At 59.6% G+C, this 20,833-nt stretch carries 12 protein-coding genes; 7 read left to right on the top strand and 5 right to left on the bottom strand.

Annotation, left to right across the window (positions count from 1 at the left end; all coding sequences use genetic code 11):
- Positions 1-1,479 carry a 2-oxo acid dehydrogenase subunit E2 gene (locus Enr13x_RS21540; protein ID WP_145388958.1) on the top strand — a complete coding sequence of 493 codons (1,479 nt, stop codon included), beginning with the start codon at positions 1-3 and terminating at the stop codon, positions 1,477-1,479.
- Between the two features lie 142 nt (positions 1,480-1,621).
- Here the strand turns inward: Enr13x_RS21540 and msrA are convergent, their stop codons facing one another.
- Positions 1,622-2,131: a peptide-methionine (S)-S-oxide reductase MsrA gene (msrA, locus tag Enr13x_RS21535; RefSeq protein ID WP_197455268.1), complete on the bottom strand. Its 510-nt coding sequence runs from the start codon at positions 2,129-2,131 to the stop codon at positions 1,622-1,624.
- 177 nt (positions 2,132-2,308) lie between these two features.
- Here msrA and Enr13x_RS21530 point away from each other — a divergent pair, with 177 nt between their 5' ends.
- From Enr13x_RS21530 to Enr13x_RS21505, 6 genes are all read left to right on the top strand, one after another.
- On the top strand, positions 2,309-4,696 hold the full coding sequence (locus tag Enr13x_RS21530) for a DUF1592 domain-containing protein (RefSeq protein WP_145388956.1): 2,388 nt from the start codon (positions 2,309-2,311) through the stop codon (positions 4,694-4,696).
- 8 nt (positions 4,697-4,704) lie between these two features.
- Positions 4,705-5,982: a DUF1552 domain-containing protein gene (locus Enr13x_RS21525; RefSeq protein WP_145388955.1), complete on the top strand. Its 1,278-nt coding sequence runs from the start codon at positions 4,705-4,707 to the stop codon at positions 5,980-5,982.
- Positions 5,983-6,463: 481 nt separating this feature from the next.
- A complete protein-coding gene (locus Enr13x_RS21520) occupies positions 6,464-8,194 on the top strand; it encodes a DUF5060 domain-containing protein (RefSeq protein WP_231743687.1) in 1,731 nt (576 codons plus the stop codon).
- Positions 8,195-8,301: 107 nt separating this feature from the next.
- Positions 8,302-10,758: a cytochrome c family protein gene (locus Enr13x_RS21515; RefSeq protein ID WP_145388954.1), complete on the top strand. Its 2,457-nt coding sequence runs from the start codon at positions 8,302-8,304 to the stop codon at positions 10,756-10,758.
- 47 nt (positions 10,759-10,805) lie between these two features.
- The gene (locus tag Enr13x_RS21510; RefSeq protein WP_145392560.1) at positions 10,806-12,332 is read left to right on the top strand and encodes a DUF7133 domain-containing protein; all 1,527 of its coding nucleotides are present in this window, start codon (positions 10,806-10,808) and stop codon (positions 12,330-12,332) included.
- A 517-nt stretch (positions 12,333-12,849) separates the two neighbouring features.
- Complete coding sequence (locus tag Enr13x_RS21505; protein ID WP_145388953.1) at positions 12,850-14,031, top strand: DUF6786 family protein; 1,182 nt, start codon at positions 12,850-12,852, stop codon at positions 14,029-14,031.
- 181 nt (positions 14,032-14,212) lie between these two features.
- Here Enr13x_RS21505 and Enr13x_RS21500 read toward each other — a convergent pair whose 3' ends face one another.
- From Enr13x_RS21500 to Enr13x_RS21485, 4 genes are all read right to left on the bottom strand, one after another.
- Positions 14,213-15,532: a hypothetical protein gene (locus Enr13x_RS21500; protein WP_145388952.1), complete on the bottom strand. Its 1,320-nt coding sequence runs from the start codon at positions 15,530-15,532 to the stop codon at positions 14,213-14,215.
- The gene (locus Enr13x_RS21495) at positions 15,529-18,075 is read right to left on the bottom strand and encodes a serine/threonine-protein kinase (RefSeq protein ID WP_145392559.1); all 2,547 of its coding nucleotides are present in this window, start codon (positions 18,073-18,075) and stop codon (positions 15,529-15,531) included. Before Enr13x_RS21495 ends, Enr13x_RS21500 begins: the two co-directional genes overlap by 4 nt.
- The gene (locus Enr13x_RS21490) at positions 18,075-18,752 is read right to left on the bottom strand and encodes a sigma-70 family RNA polymerase sigma factor (protein ID WP_145388951.1); all 678 of its coding nucleotides are present in this window, start codon (positions 18,750-18,752) and stop codon (positions 18,075-18,077) included. The genes Enr13x_RS21495 and Enr13x_RS21490 overlap by 1 nt, the downstream gene beginning before the upstream one ends.
- 164 nt (positions 18,753-18,916) lie before the next feature.
- Complete coding sequence (locus tag Enr13x_RS21485; protein ID WP_145388950.1) at positions 18,917-20,686, bottom strand: matrixin family metalloprotease; 1,770 nt, start codon at positions 20,684-20,686, stop codon at positions 18,917-18,919.
- Positions 20,687-20,833 lie beyond the last annotated feature (147 nt).

Raw genomic sequence — 20,833 nt, 5'->3', positions numbered from 1 at the left:
ATGGCTACTGAAGTTACCCTTCCCGATCTTGGTGACGGCATCGAATCCGGTGACGTCTTAGAAGTGTTCGTCTCGGTCGGAGACGTCATCTCCGAAGGCCAAGACATCGTCGAAATGGAGACGGACAAGGCGACCGTGCCGGTCCCGTCGTCGGTCAGCGGAAAGGTCTCGAAGATCGCGGTCGGCGAAGGGGACACGGTGCCGATCGGGGGTGTGTTGATCGAAGTCGAAGCCGAATCGGGTGCCGCGGCACCGGCCGCCGAGCCGGCTCCGGAAACGCCCAAAGCCGAACCGACCCAGGAGGAAGCACCCGAGCCGCCCGCGCCCGCCGCGCCGGCTGCCGCCACGCCGGCCCCTGCTCCCGCCGCGCCTGCTCCCGCAACTCCCGCGCCCGCCGCCAAAGCCCCGCCGGCTGCACCTGCCGCTCCGGCCACGCCAGCTGCTGCCCCGGCACCCGCCCCGTCGGCCGATCCGGATGCCGAAGGGGGCGTGATTCCGGCCGGTCCGGCGGTCCGTCGCTTTGCACGCGAGGTCGGGGTCGATTTGGCCCGGGTTACGGGAACCGGCGAAGGCGGACGCATCACGCGTGACGACGTGTTGGCGGCCGTTCGCGCCGCCAGCCAGTCGGCCAGTCAAGCCGCTGCCAATCAGACTGCCGCCGCGTCGACTGCTGCCAGCCCGGCGACCGCCAGCCCGGCCACTCCCGCCGCGGCGGCTGACCCCGCGGCCGCCTTGGGGTCCGATCGACCCGGCACACCGGCGATGGATGATTTTGGTTCGATTCACGTCGAACGAATGAGCAAGATTCGCAAGACGATCAGCAAGCAGATGCACGTCAGCTGGTCGACCGTGCCCCGCGTGACCAATTTCGATGATGCCGATATCACCGAATTGGAACATCTCCGCCAGACCAGCAAGGACGACTACGCCAAGCAAGGTTTGAAGTTGACGACGATGCCGTTTTTGATCAAAGCGGTGGCGACGGCCCTGAAGCATCATCCGGCGATCAACGCGACGATCGATACGGAAAACGAGCAGTTGATCTACAAAGACTACGTCAACGTCGGCGTCGCCGTGGATACCGACCGAGGCTTGGTCGTCCCGGTGATGAAAGATGCCGATCGAATGAGCGTGCCCGGTGTGACGCGGACGCTGGCCGAAATGGCCGGCAAGGTTCGCAGCGGCCAATTCGCCGTCAACGACCTGCGCGGCGGTTCGTTCACGATCAGTAACTTGGGTGCCATCGGCGGGCAGTACTCCACGCCGATCATCAACGTCCCGGAAGTCGCGATTCTGCTGGTCGGCCGCAGCCGCAAATTGCCCGTCGTGATGCCGGACGATTCGATCCAGCCGCGGCTGATGATGCCGCTCTCGCTCTCCTACGACCATCGCCTGGTCGACGGCGGCACCGCGGCACGCTTCCTCAACGAAGTGATCGATTTGCTGGAAGCTCCCAGCCGTCTGCTGCTGGCGTTCTGATTTCGACCGGGCGCTTGCGCCCTGCTGTTTCTGTGAGCCGCGCGCCGCGTCAGCGGCCGGGCACTGCGACGCTGCCCGAGGCCTTGCGGCGAGCGGCTCACCATTGACGTAGCCGAGAACGGTTTGGTTGCGCGTCAGGGCGTCACGAACTTGCTTCGGTTTGCTTCGGCAACACCCAGTCGGGTCGAATGAAGTGACAGGTGTAACCGCCCGGGTTGCGCAACAGGTAATCTTGGTGTTCCGGTTCGGCTTCCCAAAACTCACCCGCCGGCTCGACTTCGGTCACGACCTTGGCCGGCCAAATCCCCGACGCGTTGACGTCCTGGATCGTTTCCAATGCGGTGCGTTGTTGTTGGTCGCTGGTGAAGTAGATCGCCGAGCGATACGACATGCCGCGGTCATTGCCTTGACGATTCAGTGTGGTCGGATCATGCACCTGGAAAAAGAATTCCAGTAGCTTTCGAAAATTCGTCTCGCTCGGATCAAAAATCACCTCGATCGCTTCGGCGTGTGTACCGTGATTTCGATAGGTCGCGTGTTCCACGTCGCCGCCGGTGTAACCGCATCGCGTCGACACCACCCCGGGTTGCTTGCGGAACAGGTCTTCCATGCCCCAAAAGCACCCGCCCGCTAAAACCGCTCGCTCTGTCATCGTCATGGCTCCCTTTTTCGTGAACGACAATTCTCGTCTGATTGATCATAGCTTGGTCTCGGCACCGCTCCAAACGCCGACGGCACCGCGTCCCGGTGGAGTCTATCTGGCAAGAACAGTGCCCATGGGGCCAAAATCGGGTATGGGAGAAGCCCCATTCGGTGGTAAAATCGGGGCATGAACATTCCCGCCACCCCGTGCGTCCGCATGGGTTTGCTGCTGGCGTTTAGCCTCACAGCCGCTTCCAACCTGACCGCCGCTGATCCCACCCCTTCGATTGATTCTCAGCACACCGCGCGAACGGAATTCGTTCAGCACTACTGTGTTGATTGTCACGATGGATACACGCAAGAAGGCGACCTGAATCTGGCCGATTTGGCATTCCAACCCGCCGATCCATCGAATCTGCGGCGGTGGGTGATGATTTTTGACAGGGTTCATTCCGCCGAAATGCCTCCCCAAGACGCAGGGACTCCGGAACAGGAGACGCGTGACAATTTCCTGGCCGCCATCGCTGCGCCGATCCATCAAACGCTGCGGCAGGAGACTCGAACGCTGGGGCGAGTGCGTTCCCGCCGGTTGAACCGAATCGAATACGAAAACACGATGCAAGACTTGCTGGGCATCGACATCCCCCTGCAAGAGTTTCTCCCCGAGGACACCTATCACAACGGCTTTGCCACCGTCGCTCAGGCGCAACAGATCTCACATCATCTGATGGAAAAGTATCTCGATGCCGCCGATGCGTCGCTCGATGAAGCGTTCCGCCGCGCCCTCGATGGGGATTCAAAGCCGTTCCGTCACACCTACACCAGTGCGGAACTCGGTCGTCAAGTCGGACAACGTGACCCCTGGCATGTCGGCGACAAAACGATCGCCTGGTCGGCCAATCTGGTCTACCACGGACGTGTCCCGGAAACGGAAGTCCGCCGGACCGGATGGTACCGCGTCACGCTTCACGACGCTCACGCCGTGAATGTCCAGCCGGGCGAAGGCGTTTGGTGCACGGTCCGCACCGGTGTCTGTTTTGCAAAAGCGCCGATGATGTACCTGGCCGGTATCTTTCGTGCCGATGAAACGCCTCGCGACCAAACCTTTGATGCATGGATCCGCAAGGGCCATCTGATCGAGGCACGCCCTTCGGACCATACCATCGAACGAGTGCGTGGGACGGGGCTGAACAATTACAGGGGATCCGCCCGCGACAAACGCCCGCTGCCCAAGGTTCCGGGGTTGGCGTATTCATCGATCACGATGGAATCGATCCACAAGGCTCCTGCACGCGAAGATGTCGCCCGATTGCTGTTCGGTCAGACACGGATCGATCGCAATCTGTCGCGTGAGGAAATCGCTGCGTTGATGAAGCGGTTTGCGACGCGGGCCTTTCGTCGCCCGGTAACCGATCAAGCGTTCGCACCCTACCTGGCGCTGGTCGACGAAGACTTGGCCGCGGGGATCGAACCGCGAGAAACCCTGAAACGCGGTTATCGCACGATTCTTTGTTCGCCGCGTTTTCTGTATCTCAGCGAGACGCCTGGCAAACTCGATGATCATGCGGTTGCGTCGCGATTGAGTTATTTCTTGTGGTCCACGATGCCGGATCAGACGCTGATGGCCGCGGCCGATGCCGGCGAGTTGACGAACGCTGAAACTCGCCGCCGACATGTCCAACGCATGCTCGACGACGACCGTGCCGAGGCGTTGATCAACGCCTTGGCCGATCAATGGTTGAACCTCCGCGAGATCGATTTCACGTCACCCGACGCGGGACTGTATCCAGAGTTCGACGAGACGTTGCAACAGTCGATGGTCGACGAGACCCACGCGTTTTTGGAAAAACTGATTCGTGATGATCTGCCGGCGGCAAACATTGTCGATTCCGATTTCGCGATGCTGAACGAGCGTTTGGCGAAACATTACGGCATTCCAGATGTCCATCATCAAACGATCCAAGCCGTCGCATTGTCGCCCGAGCACCGTCGCGGCGGATTGATCACGCAGGGCTCGATTTTGAAAGTCACCGCCAACGGCACCACCACATCACCGGTGATCCGCGGCGCGTTCATCAATGAACGCATCCTCGGCGTCGAGATTCCTCCGCCACCGGACAACGTCCCGGCGATCGAGCCTGACATTCGCGGCGCCGTGTCGATCCGCGATCAGCTTGCAAAACACAGCGACCAAACGTCTTGTGCGGCCTGTCACATCAAGATCGACCCGCCGGGTTTTGCACTGGAAAACTACGATGTCATTGGGGGTTGGCGGACGCGGTATCGGAATTCGAAAGCCGCCAAGAAGGGAATTCCGGTCGATCCGCACCACCAGACCGCCAAGGGCGAAGCGTTCGATGACATCGAGCAATTCAAGCAAATTGTGTTGCGGGATCCCGAGCAGATCGCACGAAATTTCACGCATCAATTGGTCACCTATGCGACCGGCGCTGCGGTCTCCTTTAGCGACCGACGGGTGATCGAAGCCATCCTGGATCAAACCCAAGCCCAGCAGTTTGGCTTCCGCTCCCTGATTCACGCGGTCGTCGACAGCTCGATCTTTCTCAACAAATAAGGCACGTCATGAAGTTCACCAACACAAAACTCGATCGACGCACGGTGCTGCGAGGCTCGGGGCTAGCCGTCGGGTTGCCGTTCCTGGACGCGATGATGCCGGCGATTGCAAGTGCCGCCGAAACCGAAGCCCCACGACGCTTCGTCTGTTTCAGCCTCGGCCTCGGGTTGCACGGTCCAAACCTGTTCCCGAAGGAGTCCGGGTTCGATTACGCGCCGTCGCCCTATTTGGCGGAGTTTCCCGATCTGCTCCCCGATTTGACAGTCTGTTCGGGAGTGTCCCACCCGCAGGTCGCCGGCGGACACCGCGCCGAAGGCACGATTCTGACCGCGGCGCCGCTCAGTCGATCGGATGCGAATTTTCGCAATTCGGTTTCGCTGGACCAGTTGATGGCCAAGCACCTGGGCGACCAAACACGGTTCCCTTCGTTGGTGCTCAACGCCTCGGGGGACAATTCCAGTCCCTCGTACACCGAAAACGGAGCGATGATTCCGCCGGAGATGTCTCCGTTGCGACTGTTCGAACAGCTGTTCGTTGCCGACGCACCGGCGGTTCGCCAACAAAATTCGGCGCGGATGCGGCACGGACGCCGGGTGATGGATCTGGTTGCCGAAGAAGCGAAGTCATTGCAACGGACGTTGGGTGCCGGCGACCGCGACAAACTGGACAACTACTTCACGGCCGTCAACGAGTTGGAGAAACGACTCGCCGCCAACCAAGCATGGATCAATCGTCCGAAACCGCAAGTCAGCAAACCCGAATCGTTGGCCCAATCGGTTTCCGATGGGATCGAGAAACAGCGGGCGATGTTTGACGTGATGGCGTTGGCGCTGCAAACCGATTCGACGCGTTTCATCACGCTGCACCTGGGCAATGGTGGCAAAGTCGAACTCGACGGTGTCACCGAGGCGCACCACGCGCTCAGCCACCACGGCCAGGATGAAGAAAAGCTGCGGCAACTCGCGATTTTAGAAAACGCGTTGCTCGCCGAGTGGGCCGATTTCGTTCGAAAGCTGAAGACGGTGCAGGAGTCGTCGGGCACGTTGTTGGATCAGACGATGGTGTTGTTGACGTCCAACCTCGGCAATGCGTCCAGCCACGACAACAAGAACATGCCCGTGCTGCTTGCCGGTGGCGGATTCAAGCACGGCCAGCACTTGGCGTTCGACACCAAGAACAACTACCCGCTGCCCAACCTGTATCTGTCTGCACTGCACCGATTGGGTCTGCACCGAGACCGTTTCTCGACCAGCACCAGCACGATGACGGGCCTGGAACTGGTCTGATATCGCCTGGGACGTCGGTTCTGTTACTGAAGAATTTGGCAACCGATTTAGATTCTCCCACTCTGGGAGAGACGGCGTTTGCGCAGAAGTCGTAGTGGTCTGTCGAGCGATCAATGTCATGCGCCGCTGATCCGTCTGAGTGGATCTCAGACTCTAATCGGTGGGTTACGGTGCGACGCTGGAAGCGCCAGCCCGAGGACCCCCGCCAGTGCCCATTTAAATGAACCCACGGATGGCAGAGCGTACCCACGGATGAAAAGCAGCCAGGGATCCGTGGGTACGCCTTGCCATCGGTGGGTGTTCTCCGTTGCGGTGATACCGGAGATCGTTTGTTTGATCAGATCGATCGAAGAAGCCGATCTCAAAAAACGATTCGGCGACGATTACCGATAGTATCAAAATCGGGTCCGCCTGTGGTTGCCAACCTTCTCCACAAAAAGCGAATTGAATCAGATTCGGTATGAATCCTTGCGAATTGACGATGACGAGCCTGCATCGGCTGACGGCCCCCGCCGACAGTGAATATGATGTGCGTCCCTCGGCTTCCCTCCCCCTGTTCCGCCTGAATGATTCCCTCGCAATGATGAAACTTGCCCGTTGTTGTCTGATCGTCGCGTTGTCGTTTGGATTCGTGCTGCAAGCGGCGGCGGCGGAGACGTTCGACCACCAAAATGGCGAGACCATTTCCGCACGCCAATGGGACGTCGCCGACATTCGGTTTAGAGTGGAATCACTTTCCGATCGACCCGTCGACGTTGAATTCGGCGCGACGTTCAGCAATGAATCGGGAGATCGCTTCGACGTGCCGGGTTTCTACAACGGAAACGACGAGTACCGGGTTCGTTTCACGCCGCCTTCGACAGGCCGTTGGACCTACGTCACGCGCGCCTCTCAGGCGGCGTTGGACGGTAAATCCGGGGAATTAAAAGTCACGGCCGCCGGGGACGGACGCAAGGGAGGCATCGTGATCGACTCCCGATCACCGCGTCAGTTCCGATACGAGAACGGCGAAACGTATTACCCGATCGCTTTCGAATCCGATTGGTTGTTCGCGCTCGATGCCGAGAACCCGAACCAGATTCCGAAGACGCGTAAGTTGGTCGATGCACTCGCGGCCAACGGTTTCAACCAAGTCGTGATGAATGTCTTTGCGTACGACGTCAATTGGAAAAAAGACTCGCGACTGACGGACGAAGGTGATTATGGCAGCCCGAGCGTTTTTCCGTTCGGCGGAAACAATGACTCGCCCGAACATTCGCAGCTGAATGTCGAGTATTTTCAACGACTCGACCGCGTCATCGAATACCTCGACCAAAAGGGGATCGTCGCCCACCTGATGGTCTATGTCTGGAACAAACGCGTCAATTGGCCGGCAGCCAACTCGGCAGACGATAATCGTTATTTTGACTACGTCGTCAGCCGCTACCAGGCGTATCCGAATTTGATCTGGGACGTTTCCAAAGAAGCGTTGGGGTACGGGCACAATGACGTCAACTACATTCACCAACGGATCGAACGATTGCGAGGGCTGGACGCATTCAAGCGTTTGATCACCGTTCACGACTACGGTTATTGTCGTCGATTCCCACAGAACATCGATTTTGTTTCGGTGCAATTGTGGAGTTCAGAGCTTTACGGTGTGATGAGGAACGTCTGGGAAGCGATCCCGGGCAAACCGATCTTGAATATCGAGCACGGCGGATACGAACGCGGGCCGTACGTCGTCTTTACGGGCAACTACACCTCGCCGGAGGTCTGCTTGGAACGCGCCTACCAGTGCGTTTTCGCTGGGACGTTTCCCACCCACTATTGGCAGGGCGCCGCCTGGAACGTGGTCATTGCTGACATCGATGCATTGCCGCCGGAATCTCGCCCCCGTCTGGATTACTATCGGCATCTACGAACACTTGTCGATCGATACGACTTGGGCAACTTGATCGCTGGGGACAAGAAAAGCAATGCGGGCTTTTGTCTGCACGACGGAAAGGGATTGCACGTCTATTATGTTCCCAAAGAATGCGAGTTCGTCGGGCTCCGGCTGCCCTCCGAGACGCGTGGCCAGACGATGACGACGACTTGGTTCAATCCCTTTGACGGAACCTTCGGTGAACCGTCCAAACAAGAAATCGTTCAGTGGCCGGCGGTGGCAAAACCCGGCGATGGCTTTCGCATCTTGATTCTCAAGATTGAATCCGATGCGAATGCGAAATGAGACGTACCACTGTCCGCAAAACGTTCGAGATTGCACGACCACTCACCTAGATTGCTCACACGCGACCGACCACCTTTCGAAAAGGGTCGCAAATTGGGGACGACAATTTGAATTCACTCACACGACTCAGACATCACGTTGAACGGTTTTGGCGGCCGTTGGTTTGCGCGGTTGCGATCGCCATCCCGGGCGCCTTGCGAGCGGAAGAACAAACGCCCGCGACGGGCGGTCCTGATTCGATCGCCGCACCGATGGTCAGCGGGTTTGATCGATTCGCGCGGCATGACGAGCTTTCTCCGACACGGGCCGGTTCGCTGTTGATCAGCGAACTGAGCTGCGTCAGCTGCCATGCGTCCGACGACGATTGGCTGAAACCCAAACGCGGTCCGCGATTGACCGGTGCCGGCAACCGGCTGCAACCGAAGTGGCTGAAACAGTATCTGGCCGATCCGGTTGCGATGAAACCGGAAACGACGATGCCGCACGTGCTGTCGACCCTTCCCGAATCGGAACGCAGCGAAGCGATCGACGCGCTGGTCGCATTCCTGGGTTCACAACAACAACCGTTTGCCGTCATCAAAGCCGGTGGTGCGTTGCCGGTGGTCCACGAATTCTGGAAACGGGGCGACGCCGATCGCGGCAGCAAACTTTATCACGCCGTCGGGTGCGTGGCCTGCCATGACCCCGACGCGAATTACGAAACGGTCGAATCCAAAGCTTCGGCGATCGACGAGCTGATCGAACAGCTCGACCCAGAAGAAATCGCGGATCTGGGTTTGGCCAGCGAAGCACGGCCGGTGGATTCGGTGCCGCACGGTGATCTGGTCAGCAAGTATTCGCTTCGCTCGTTGACGATGATGCTGTTGAATCCGACCAAGACGCGTCCCAGTGCGCGGATGCCCTCCTTGCGACTCACGCCACTTGAAGCAGCGGACATCGCGGCGCATCTGCTGCGAAATCAAACGTCGAATCAGATCGACATGCAGCCCAACGTTGCACCGAAAGCCATGGTGGACAAGGGACGAGCGTTGTTCGTTCAACTGCGTTGTGCGTCTTGCCATGATGCATCCGATGCGTTGACCGCTGCGGCGGCCAAGCCGCTGTCGCAACTCAATGCCGCCGCCGAATCAAGTTGCATGAAAAACCCCAGCGGCGAAATGCCTCGGTACGGGTTGGACGACGAACAACGTCGTGCCATCGGCGCACGCCTGACTGCCGTACGATCTGAAAACCGCACCGCCGCCGACGATGTCGATTTCCGAATGCTGCAATTGAATTGCTACGGATGCCATCGGCGCGACGAACGAGGCGGGGTCGGCCGGTTTCGCAAAGCCTACTTCGAAACCGTCGGGAATGTGGATTTGGGGGACGAAGGTCGATTGCCGCCGACACTGGGCGGGGTCGGGCGCAAATTGACGCCCAAAGCGTTGGCGTCCGTTTTCCATCCCAAGACGCGACCCCATCGCCCCTTCATGACCGCCCGCATGCCGGCCTATTCCGACGACACGGCCGATTCCATGGTCCGGGGCTTTCAAGCAGCCGACCGAGTGGACCAGCAAGACGCGGTCGATCTTCTGCCGCCGCAACAGGAGATGACCGATGCCGGACGCGACCTGGTCAACACCGGCTGTGTCGGTTGCCATGCGTTTCGCGGCGAGAGTTTGCCCGGGGTCGTCGGAATCGACTTGTCGGGAACCACCAACCGCATCGATTCCAAGTGGTTCTACGAATTCGTGCTGAATCCCAGCGCGGTGAAAAAGCGGACGCGGATGCCCACCTTTTTCCCTGACGGAAAGACCAATCGACCGGAGTTGCTCGATGGTGACGTCCGGCACCAGATTTCAGCGATCTGGGCGTATTTAAAATACCTGGACCAGGAACCGCTGCCGGAAAAGATCGAGACCGTGCGTTCGGCCAACTACGAACTGTCGCCGACCGAAAGACCGATCGTGCTGCGGACGTTCATGGAACAAGCGGGAACGCACGCGATCGCGGTCGGCTTTCCTCAAGGCGTCCATTTTGCATTTGATGCCGAACGGGCGCGGCTGGCGATCGGTTGGAAGCAGCGTTTTCTGGACGCACGTGGCACTTGGTTCGAACGTTTCACTCCTCCGGCGGATCCCTTGGGCGCCGCCCAAGTCACGATGCCGGCGGGACCCGTGGTGATCGTCGATGAAAGCGAGAGTGAAAACGAAGATCGAAATTCCGACTCCCGTTTCGGCGGCTATCGACTGGATTCCGCCGGCGTGCCGACGTTTCTGTACGACGTCGCAGGCTGGTCGATCGAAGACCGCATCGAGGCGACCGAATCCGGAACGCTCAGACGTACGGTCACGGTTCGCGGCAATCCCCCCGGGCAGAAACTTCGCTTGCTCGCTCATGCGGCCAAGCGACTGAAACCGGAAGGACCCTTCGCGTTTTCCGACGGCCAAGGTTTGACCGTGACCCTTTCAGATGATCTCGCGCGAACCGGTGCGTTGCGTCGGTCCGGCGAAGTCGACCAGTGGCTGATCCCCTTGGACGCGCAGGACAGAAACACCGCTATTTTGGAGTATCGTTGGTGATTCGATTTTTGATCTCGGCCTTTGTGGCGTTCGCTTTCCCGCTGACGATGGTGCGGGGCGGTGAAGAAGAATACTACCGGCTGATTGACGTTTCGGTTGCCAAGGCGGCGACGGACTCGCGATCCAAGAATTGGAAACCCGCGCCCGATGGATTGGCACTGGAAGTCGGCGGGCTGGCGCTGCTGGACGATTCGCGGCTGGCCGTCGCGATTCGAAAAGGCGAGGTTTGGATTTTGGACGGTGTCTATGACGACCCGCCCAACAATGTGACGTACAAACGATTCGCCACCGCGCTGCACGAACCGCTCGGATTGCTCTATCACCAGGGCGACTTGTACACGACGCAGCGGAGCGAGTTGACGCGGCTTCGCGACGTCGATGGTGATGATGTGGCGGATGAATACTTGACCGCCGCGAAAGGTTGGGGCGTGACCGGACACTATCACGAATACGCCTACGGCCCCAAGCTGGACGGCGATGGCAATTTGTGGATCACCCTGAACATCGGGTTGGGACTCAAGGGCGACCAGCTGAAACGCGTCGTGCCTAACGCCGCACTAGGGTATCGACAAGGCCGCTGGCGCGGCTGGGGCATGAAGCTGACGCCGGCTGGCGAACTGGTGCCGGTTTGTGCCGGGATGCGATCCCCGTCCGGCTTGGGTACCAACGCCGCGGGAGACATGTTTTACACCGATCAGCAAGGCAATTGGGTGGCCACCAATTCGCTGCATCACATGCGACCGGGCGCCTTTTTTCATCACGCCGAAGCGCTCGCGTCGATGAACGAGCCGGGATCGACGATTCACGGAGTCGAACAGGTTCCCAGTGGTCTGCCGCTGCCACAGGCCCTCAAGCAATTCAAGCCCCTTCGACCACCCGCGGTTTGGTTCCCCTACAAAAAGATGGGACAATCGACGACCGACATCATGTTGGACCAAAGCGGCGGAAAGTTCGGACCGTTTGACGGCCAGTTGTTTGTCGGCGAATTCACGCAGGCCGGAATCAATCGCGTGTTTTTGGAAAAGGTCGGTGGCGAGTACCAGGGCGCCTGCTTCCCTTTTCGACTCGGGTTTGCCTCCGCGGTGTTGCGGATGACCCAAGGCAACGATGGCAGCGTGTTTGTGGGGTTGACCAATCGCGGTTGGAGCAGCTTGGGGCGTGCGAGCTACGGATTGCAGCGTCTGGTATGGACGGGGAAGACGCCGTTTGAAATCAAGGAGATGCGAGCCAAACCCGGTGGTTTCGAACTCACCTACACGCAACCGGTTGATCCCAAGTCGGCGGGCGACGTGAATTCCTATCGCATGGTCAGTTACACCTACCTGTACCATTCGACCTACGGCAGCGACGAGATTCAAACCAAGACGCCGACCATTGTGGCGGCCGAGGTTTCGGAGGATCGCAAACGCGTGCGTCTGAGGGTCGAGGGGCTGCGGCCCTACTTCGTTCACGAGTTGAACGCTCCGGGCGTACGCAACGCATCCGGACAACCGCTCGTGCATCCCGAAGCATACTACACCTTGAATCGAATCCCCGAGGGGCAGCAAACCTCCACCGCGTCCCAATCCAACTGAGTGTCGCTCGTGGCCCCGCATACCTAACCCGGTGAAGCATTGACTTCCAGTGTTTGACCCCAAGCGGGGTGTGTCTTGTTAGCGGCAGGGCGCGAGCGGGCTGTCGTTTTTGTGAGCCGCGGGCGCGTAAGCGGCCGGGCACTGCGACGCTGCCCGAGGCCTTACGGCCAGCGGCTCACCAATGACTCAGCAGATCCAGACTAAAACGACAGCCCGCTCGCCCTCCGGTCTTTCAAGGTGTTTCTGATGCGCGACCGGACGGCTCGCGCCGTTCCGCTAAAACGTTTGCCCGCTTCCTCGTTCCCAGGCTCCGCCTTGATACGCACAGCCGCGTGGGGTGCAGCTGTCACGAGAGATCCGCTGGACGCATCAATTGCGGCTACAATACTCGACACACGCACGATCGATTCCGAAGAGGTCAGAGATGAAGGTTGATTTTCGCTGCAGTCACGGACTTGCCTGTTTGTTGATGTTGTTACATTGGTCTGGTGTTACGTCCGCCCAAGAGTCAAACGCTGTGAACCAAACCTTTCACGACGATCTGGAATTCCTGGAAAGGCACACGCCGATCGTTGTGCTGCAGCGCGATGAGGCCGCCGTTGCGATTGCGCCGGATTATCAAGGCCGCGTGATGACAAGCACCTTCGATCAAGACCAGGGGCCCAGTTTCGGCTGGATCAACCGAAAAGTGATTCAGGCGGGGCTGCTTTCCGATCCCCAGCGGAAGGGAAAACTGGAGGAGCACATCTATATCTTTGGCGGTGAAGAACGATTTTGGCTTGGCCCCGAAGGCGGCCAGTTTGCGCTGTTTTTCAAACCCGGCACAAAGTTCGAGTTTTCCGATTGGACCACGCCGCCGGCGATCGACACCGAACCCTTTGAATTGATCGCCAAATCGAATCACTCCGCCGAATTCAAACGTGACTGTGAATTGACCAACTACAGCGGCACCACGTTTTCAATGGGCATCGAACGGACCATCCGATTGCTGGACGAAGAAGCGATCGCCGATGCCTTGCAGTCACAGTCGGTCCCGAGTGACGTCCAGGTTGTCGCCTATGAAAGCGACAATCGGTTGACCAATCGCGGCGACCAGGCTTGGAAACCCGAGACGGGATTGCCGTCGATTTGGTTGCTGGGCATGTACAACCCCTCGCCGCAGACGACGGTTGTGATTCCGTTCAAATCCGGTCCCGAAGAAACGCTGGGGCCGAAAGTCAACGACACCTACTTTGGGAAGGTGCCGCCGGAGTACTTGACGGTCGAACAAGACGTGTTGTTCTTCAAGGGCGATGGCACACGGCGGGGCAAAATCGGGATCACGCCGGAACGATCCAAAGGAATCGCCGGCAGCTACGACGCGGACGGAAAGGTGCTGACGATCGTGACGTACAACGTCCAAGCAGCGCCCCAGGGATTCGTCAACTCGATGTGGGAACACCAAGCGGAACCGTATCAGGGCGATGTGATCAACTCCTACAACGACGGATCACCGGCGCCGGGCGAGCCGCCGCTGGGCCCCTTTTATGAACTCGAAACGTCCTCGCCGGCTGCGGCGCTTGCGCCCGGCGAGACGATGCGTCATGTTCAGCGGACGTTGCACATCCACGGTCCCGAGAACGCACTCGATCCGATCGCCTTGCGCTTGTTCGGCGTCAGCCTGAGTGAAATCAAGGCCGGCCAAACCAATCGCAAGTGAGCGACCGGTTCCCGGCGGCCACCCTACGCCGTGACCGATTTTTTAGCGGCAGGGCGCGAGCCCTCCGGTCATTTTGCAACGTTGCGGAACCGGAGGGCTCGCGCCCTGCCGCTAACACCTTGTCAAACACAGGAAAAAAATCGTTCACGGCGTAGGGGGCCAACGGGGAACTGTATTTTCGCTACCGCTCGTCCGGTGTCTTGCCTTCCTTTTCGGCTTGCTTGCCGGACCATCGTCGGCTTCCGATGGCCAATAGACTGGCGACGATCGCGGCGCCGGGGTAGGCGATTCCGGAAATCCGAATTGAATTCGGCTCACCGCTTGATTGCACCGGTGGCGGTGGATCGGTGGCAAGGGAGTCGGCAAATTCGCGGGCGATGACTGCCAGAACTGCCCCGCGGATCTCGCCGGCCGGATCGGGACTGAGATCCATTTCCACGCCGGCGATCAGCCCGACGCTGCGGTGCATGCCGACGGTGGCGTCCAAGACGACGTCGACCATCGACGCGTTGATGTCGTGCATCATCGACGGCAGATCATGCTCAAAGACGATGTTTTCGATCAATCCGGTCGACTCGCCGAACCAATCGTTGATCGCGTGATCGATGACCGATCGTCCCAGATCAGGAGTCTCGTCGTTGGTCCCGTCCGCGACGTCACGAAGTCTCTCCAACGCATCTCCGCCAAGTTCCCATTGCTCGTCGTCGTTTGGGTCATCGGCGAGGTCGCTGGACTCTCGGAAATGCTGATGCGATAGCGGCAGTGTTTCGATGGTGCCGGCGAGATCGGGTTCGCTATCGACGTCAATCGTTTTCGACACATCCTCCGTCAATGACTCGTCAAAAGGTGTTTGCGTTGACGTCGTGGATTCGGGGATCTGGTCGACCGAGACGGTGTCGCTTGCCACCGCTTGGGGCCGCTCTCGGTCTCTGCTATCCGGTCTGACGACTTCGTCTTGGGTGGCGATGGTGGCCGATCCGGGTGCGGAAACCAGCGTCTCGGTCGCCGACTCCGTCGTCGCCGGTGATGCGTCGACGGTCGCGCCTGCAGACGCATCGAGTTCGCCTTCGGGACGCGACGATGAACCACCGCCGTCGTTCGTGGTCGACCCACGCGTGGATCCAGAGGTGGGCGACGACGGGACAACAATCAGACCGATGATCGTCGACGGGGAGGATGCCCGCGGCGGGACGACGTTCTGTTGCGGTGTTTGGGCCGCAGCCTGACCACGCGGCAGCTCTCCGCGTGTCAATTGACCGATTCCACGAACGGATGCTTGTCGGTCGCCAGGTTGACGATCCGAAGGGGTTCGTTGCGAATGACTGTCGTTGTGCGAAGCACCGACAACACTTGCGGCGCGATCGATTCGATCCCCACCGCCGATGCGATCAAGCACCGCCTGATCGCGTGGTGAGACTTGAAAGAAAATCCCGCCGGCCAGCATACAGCGAGATTCCAACTGTTCCAGCAACAGTGATCGGGACTCCTCTGGGATGCTCATGATGCCGCCCTCCCAAGATCTGCGGGCGTGGCGGCGACGGATCGGTAGTTGCTTTGATGCTTTTTCAGGTAATCGTGGAAGCGTGCGACTTCGGGGGCCAACCGAACCGCGGTCGACTGCCGCTCGATGGCTTCGTGATAGGCCTGGGCGGCCGCCACGCGATCACCGAGTTGTTGGTGTAGGAAACCGAGGTTGTTCAACACGGCTCCGATCATGCTTTGAGTCTCGGCATCATCGAGGAATCGATCCGCGAGCGGTCGGCCGAGGGCGAGCGCTTGGTCAAACGCGGCCAGTGCAGCGACACGTTGGTCGGCTTTGGACAGCGCCAGCCCCAGATGGTTGTAGCTGAGTACCAAATCGCGACGATAGGTGGCCTGTTCGGGCCATCGGGTGAGCAGTTCGTTGCCGATTTCGATGGCACGATTGAACGTGTCGATCGCCGCGGCGTTTTGCTGGGCAGCCGATTGAGCCGCACCGAGTGTGTTGAGCGTGACGATCGTTTGCGTCGCCAATTTCGCGTTCCCTCGGTCGGCCTGAAGGGCATCGAGTTGTCCCGAAAGTGCTTCCCGTGCGTAGACGACCGCGCGCTCCGGTGACGTGGTGGTCAACAAGCCGCTGAGACTGGTTCGGACCGCGGCGAGCTGTTGTTGGCTCTCCAAGCTTTTCGGCGGACCGTTTTCGGTGAGCAAACGGATCGCTTCGAGGTAGGTTTCTTCGGCTTTTTCGTTGGCTTCGGTCTGGTTCAGCAGCAAGCCCAAGTTGTTCAGACTGGTCGCCAAGGCCAGCCTGGCGGTTTGATTTTGCGCGCCGGCCGCTCGCCGCACAATGCGTTTTTGTGTGACGATGGCGCGGGCGAAGTATCTCGCTGCGTCTTCGAGCTTGCCGCCGCGGACAAATGCCTGGGCCAAATTGTTTTGGCTGGTTGACCAGTCGAGCAAGGTTGCATCGCTTGCCGTTGGCTGGTCGGCGAGCTCGGCATAGAGCGATTCACTGCGAGCCAGGGAGTCGATTGCCTTGTCGTTTTCGCCCAGTTCGGACTGCAGGGAACCGATTTTTCCGAGCGTCACGGCGAGGTCTTCGCGTAGTTCCGGATCGTCTTTGGCTTCAGCGGCAAACCGCTGATAGTAGTCCAGCGTTTCGACCAGGAACTGACGTCTGACGGGGTCCGCGGCGGGGATACCGGAGAGCAGTTCGGGCAACTGTGAACCAAATCGGTCGACGACATCGCGGGCGAGTGCTTCGCCCTTGCTGGCGCGACGGGCGCTTGCATCAGAGACCTGCTTGGCGGCAGCCAGCTTGGCCGTCGCGATTGCCGAACCGACAAAACCCAGCATCACGACCAGAGCACCGGTCATCACCACACTGCGATGTTTGGCGGCCAGACGAGCGACACGGTCGGCGATCGAGGGAGGCCGAGCGACGGTCGGTCGGCCCTCCAAAACGCGATTCAAGTCGCTGGCAAAGTCTTCGGCGGTGTCGTAGCGATCCTCGCGACGCTTTGACATCGCTTTGGCGATCACGGTTTCCAAATCCCGTGGCAGATCAGGCCGCAGGCTGCGCAGCGGCGTGACGTCGTGTTGGTCGATCTGTTTCAGAATCGTCGGTGCATCGTCGGCGTCGTGAGCCGGACGCAAGGTCAGCATCTCGTACAGGGTTGCCGCGAGCGAGTAGATGTCGGCCCGTCCGTCGATCAACGCCGACTCCCCGCGCGCCTGTTCGGGACTCATGTAGCGCATCGTGCCGATCACATCACCCGATCGCGTCAACGTCACGTCGGTTTGACAACGGGCGAGTCCGAAATCGGTGATCCAGATTTTCCCAGATTGGTCGAGCATCAAGTTGGACGGTTTGACGTCGCGGTGGACCACCCCGTTCTCATGCGCGACCTGCAATGCCCCGGCGATGTCGATCGCCCAGCGGATGGTTTGCGACGTGCGGGCCTCGATTCGATGTGTTGCATCATGGCGGGCCGACGTCACCTTTGCGTCGATCGACTCTCCGTCAATAAACTGCATCGCATAGTAATGAACCCCCCGCTCGCTGCCGACGCTGTAGATCGGCACGATATTGGGATGCTGAAGCAAGCCTGCCGCGTGGGCTTCATTCTTGAACCGGGCGATTTGCCGGGCGTCGAGAAGTGATGCGAGCGGCAAGAGCTTGATTGCCACCCGGCGGTCGAGCGATTTTTGACTGGCTTCATAGACGATCCCCATGCCGCCGCGTCCGATTTCACGTTGGATCGTGAAATCTCCGAGCGTCATCTTGCGTTGTTGCTCTGGCGAATCGGCACGACTCGGATCTTGGAAACCGGGAGACACGCCATACAACGCATCGAGCTTTTCCAAGTAGGCGGCGAAGACGTCGGCCAGGTCCGGATTGTCCTGGTTGACTTGACGGACATCCATGCGTTCGCCGTTTTCCAGCGCGAGCAAGTATTGATCGAGCAATTCGGTCAAACGCGATTGCTGGTCTTCGGTCAAACCCTGAAGCATCGAAGGCTCCGCGCCGGTGGCGTCGATTTCGGAATGATTCAGTGCCACCATCAATGCATCGCCTCCGTTGTCTTAAAACTTTCCAACGCCCGCAGCCAAAGCATTCGAACGGCGCCGCACTTGCGATCCATCCGTTGGGCGATCTCGTCGAAGGAGAGACCTTGTAAGACGCGGAGCACGATGACTTCGCGGTAGTGGGGCTTGAGACGACTGAGCTGGTCGGCCAAGATCACCGCGTTTTCGCGGGCCTGCAGCGGTGAACTGGGCGAGGGGCCGCCGGCGGGCAAGATTGCGGCCAGGTTACCGGCAGAGTTCTCCAATCGATTGCTGGCCGCTTCCAACGATACCTCGCGGCGGATGTCACGCTTTTCAACTTTGACATGGCGTTTGAAACTGCGGTGAAGCGTGTGGATCAGGATCGTCCGCAACCAACACAACAATTCGCCTTGGCTGGTCCCCCGAAAATCCGCAAAGTCCTGGTGGGCCGCCAACATCGCTTCTTGAACGATGTCCGACGGGTTCAGTCGACGGCGCAACCGACGGTCCAGTTGGGTGCTGGCCAGGATGGTCAAGTAGTTGGCATACCATTGCAGCAACTGGCCGAGCGCGTCGCGGTCGCCGTTGCGTGCGCTGGCGAGCAGCTCGGCAAAACCAGCCTCGTCGCCCGGCTCCACGGGGGGTGGGGTGTTGGCTGAATACGTTGGGCTGGGGGAGTCGGTGGCGACCATGGTGCGGACTTCAGGAAGAGAAAAGAAAGAGGGCCCGGGCAGCATCACAGCGGAGGGCGGTTTTCACCGTCTTGCCGCCCGCTGTTGAGTCAGTTGCGAAGAGAGACGTGAATCCGCCGCACTTTGGAACATTTTTTTCAAAAGATTGTGCTCCGTCACGTCGGTCAGCGAAACGCTCGACGGGCTCGGAATTGACCGCCACGGGTTCGCCCCAAAGAAGAAAACACTGCATCGGATGGAAGGTGGTGGCGATGCCCCCGATGCACAAACTCGTCCGATTCACTCGCCAGATCGCGGAATGCCTGTAGCTCATCAAACGACACGCCACCGTCGTCATCCGCATCCGCGGCCGAGATCTTTTGCCAGGGCCGCTCGCCGATTTCGGTCTCGGTCAACAGCCCGTCGCCGTCGCTGTCTTGTTCGTTGAAGGCTTCCAGCTGAAACGCCATCAGGGCGGAGTCGATTTCGTCCAGGGTCACGAGTCCGTCGCCGTCGCCATCGGCTTCCAGAGTGATCAGTTTTTCCCAGAGCCGCTCGGACACTTCCGCTTCCGAGAGCGCGCCGTCTTCGTCGGCATCAAACCGGGCGACGAACACTTCGGTTTCACCTCCGAACAGACGTCCCGGGAACAATCCGACGAGATGGTGTCCGTGATCGGACTGGCCCTGTTCGTCCGCGTCGTCATCGCTCTGGTCCACCAAACCGCCCTCGTCAATCAGCTCGGTGCCCTCGTCTACTTCATCGCTGTCTACTTCATCGCTGTCTACTTCATCGCTGTCTACTTCATCGCTGTCTACTTCATCCCCCTCCTCGACCTCCATGCTGTCCTCCAGTTCGTCGGAATCTTCCGGATCGTCGCCTACATCCAATGCGTCCACCTCGTCGAAATCGTCACTTTCCTGCAGTTGTTCCGCGTTCTCCAATTCGTCTGCTGCGGCGACCGAATCGAGCGTTTCCGTGCTGCCGTTGTTGAGCGCGTTGATAACCGTCAAGGCATCCAGAGCCGTGATCGAGTTGTCTCCATTGACGTCACACAAGCCGACGGTTTCGAGTTCCGACAAGTCCGTCAGGGCGTTTGAAGATGCCCGATCGAGCTGGTTGATGACCATTAACGCATCCAGCGGAGTGGTCGTGTTGTCTCCATTGACGTCGGTCGGATTGGTGTAGTTGAAATCCACTTGCTGGGCATCCAGTCGATCACCGAACGGACGCCAGCGCCCGCCGCGCCGCCAGCGGTTTCGCGGGAACGGGTTGTCATCGCGATCTCCGCTATCATCGCTGTCGGTCGGGGTTTCGACTGTCGGTTCGTCGGTCGTCTCACCATCGACTTCCGGCGTGTCAATGCTGTCGGTCGTGTCAATGCCGGCGGCGGCGTACAGGTCCTGGATCGCGGCAACGTCAACACTGCTCAGACTGGTGAACGATTGACTGGGCGAAACGAACGGGGCCAACACGCTGGCGACCGAATCGGTGTGATCGAGTCCGAGCGAATGACCGATTTCGTGAACGGCGACCCAGACGAGATCGAACGCGCTGTTGCCCAGCGCGTTTCCCACCTCCCAAGCTTCGGACACGTCGAACTGAATGTCACCGGCAATCCGGGCCGGGTTCACGTCGTCGGGAAAGTAGGCTTGGGCGAGTGTGCCGGCGGTGCCGTCAATGTTGACAAACGAGATGTCGATCGAATCGCGCAAGCCCACCTCGTCGGTGGGCGTGAACGTGATGTCCGCGGCGCTGGACCAGACGTCGAGCGCGGTTTCGATGGCCGCCGTGGTTTCGGCTTGCGAGAGTGAACTCGGTGATCCGTTGATCGTGTAGGTCAGTTCGGCGCTTCCCAATCCGGCACCATCCCATCCCAAACTGGCCGCCAGCACGCGTCGCGTTTCAAGCGGCTGGAGGGACAGGCGACGTTTTCTTTGTTGGCGGCGTTTCATGAGCGGTTTCGAAGAGTCGGGGGTAGCGGCGGGAGGAAGTCGCATCGAATCGGGAAGCTCGACAGCGGCTGTATGCTGGCTCGATGCTCCCGAGATGAACAGGGACTTTTTCGGCCGGTGATGTCACGATGGACGCCGAAACTTTTG

This window comes from Stieleria neptunia (assembly GCF_007754155.1).
In the GTDB taxonomy this organism is placed as follows: domain Bacteria; phylum Planctomycetota; class Planctomycetia; order Pirellulales; family Pirellulaceae; genus Stieleria; species Stieleria neptunia.
This window is presented reverse-complemented; position numbering and strand designations above follow the sequence as displayed.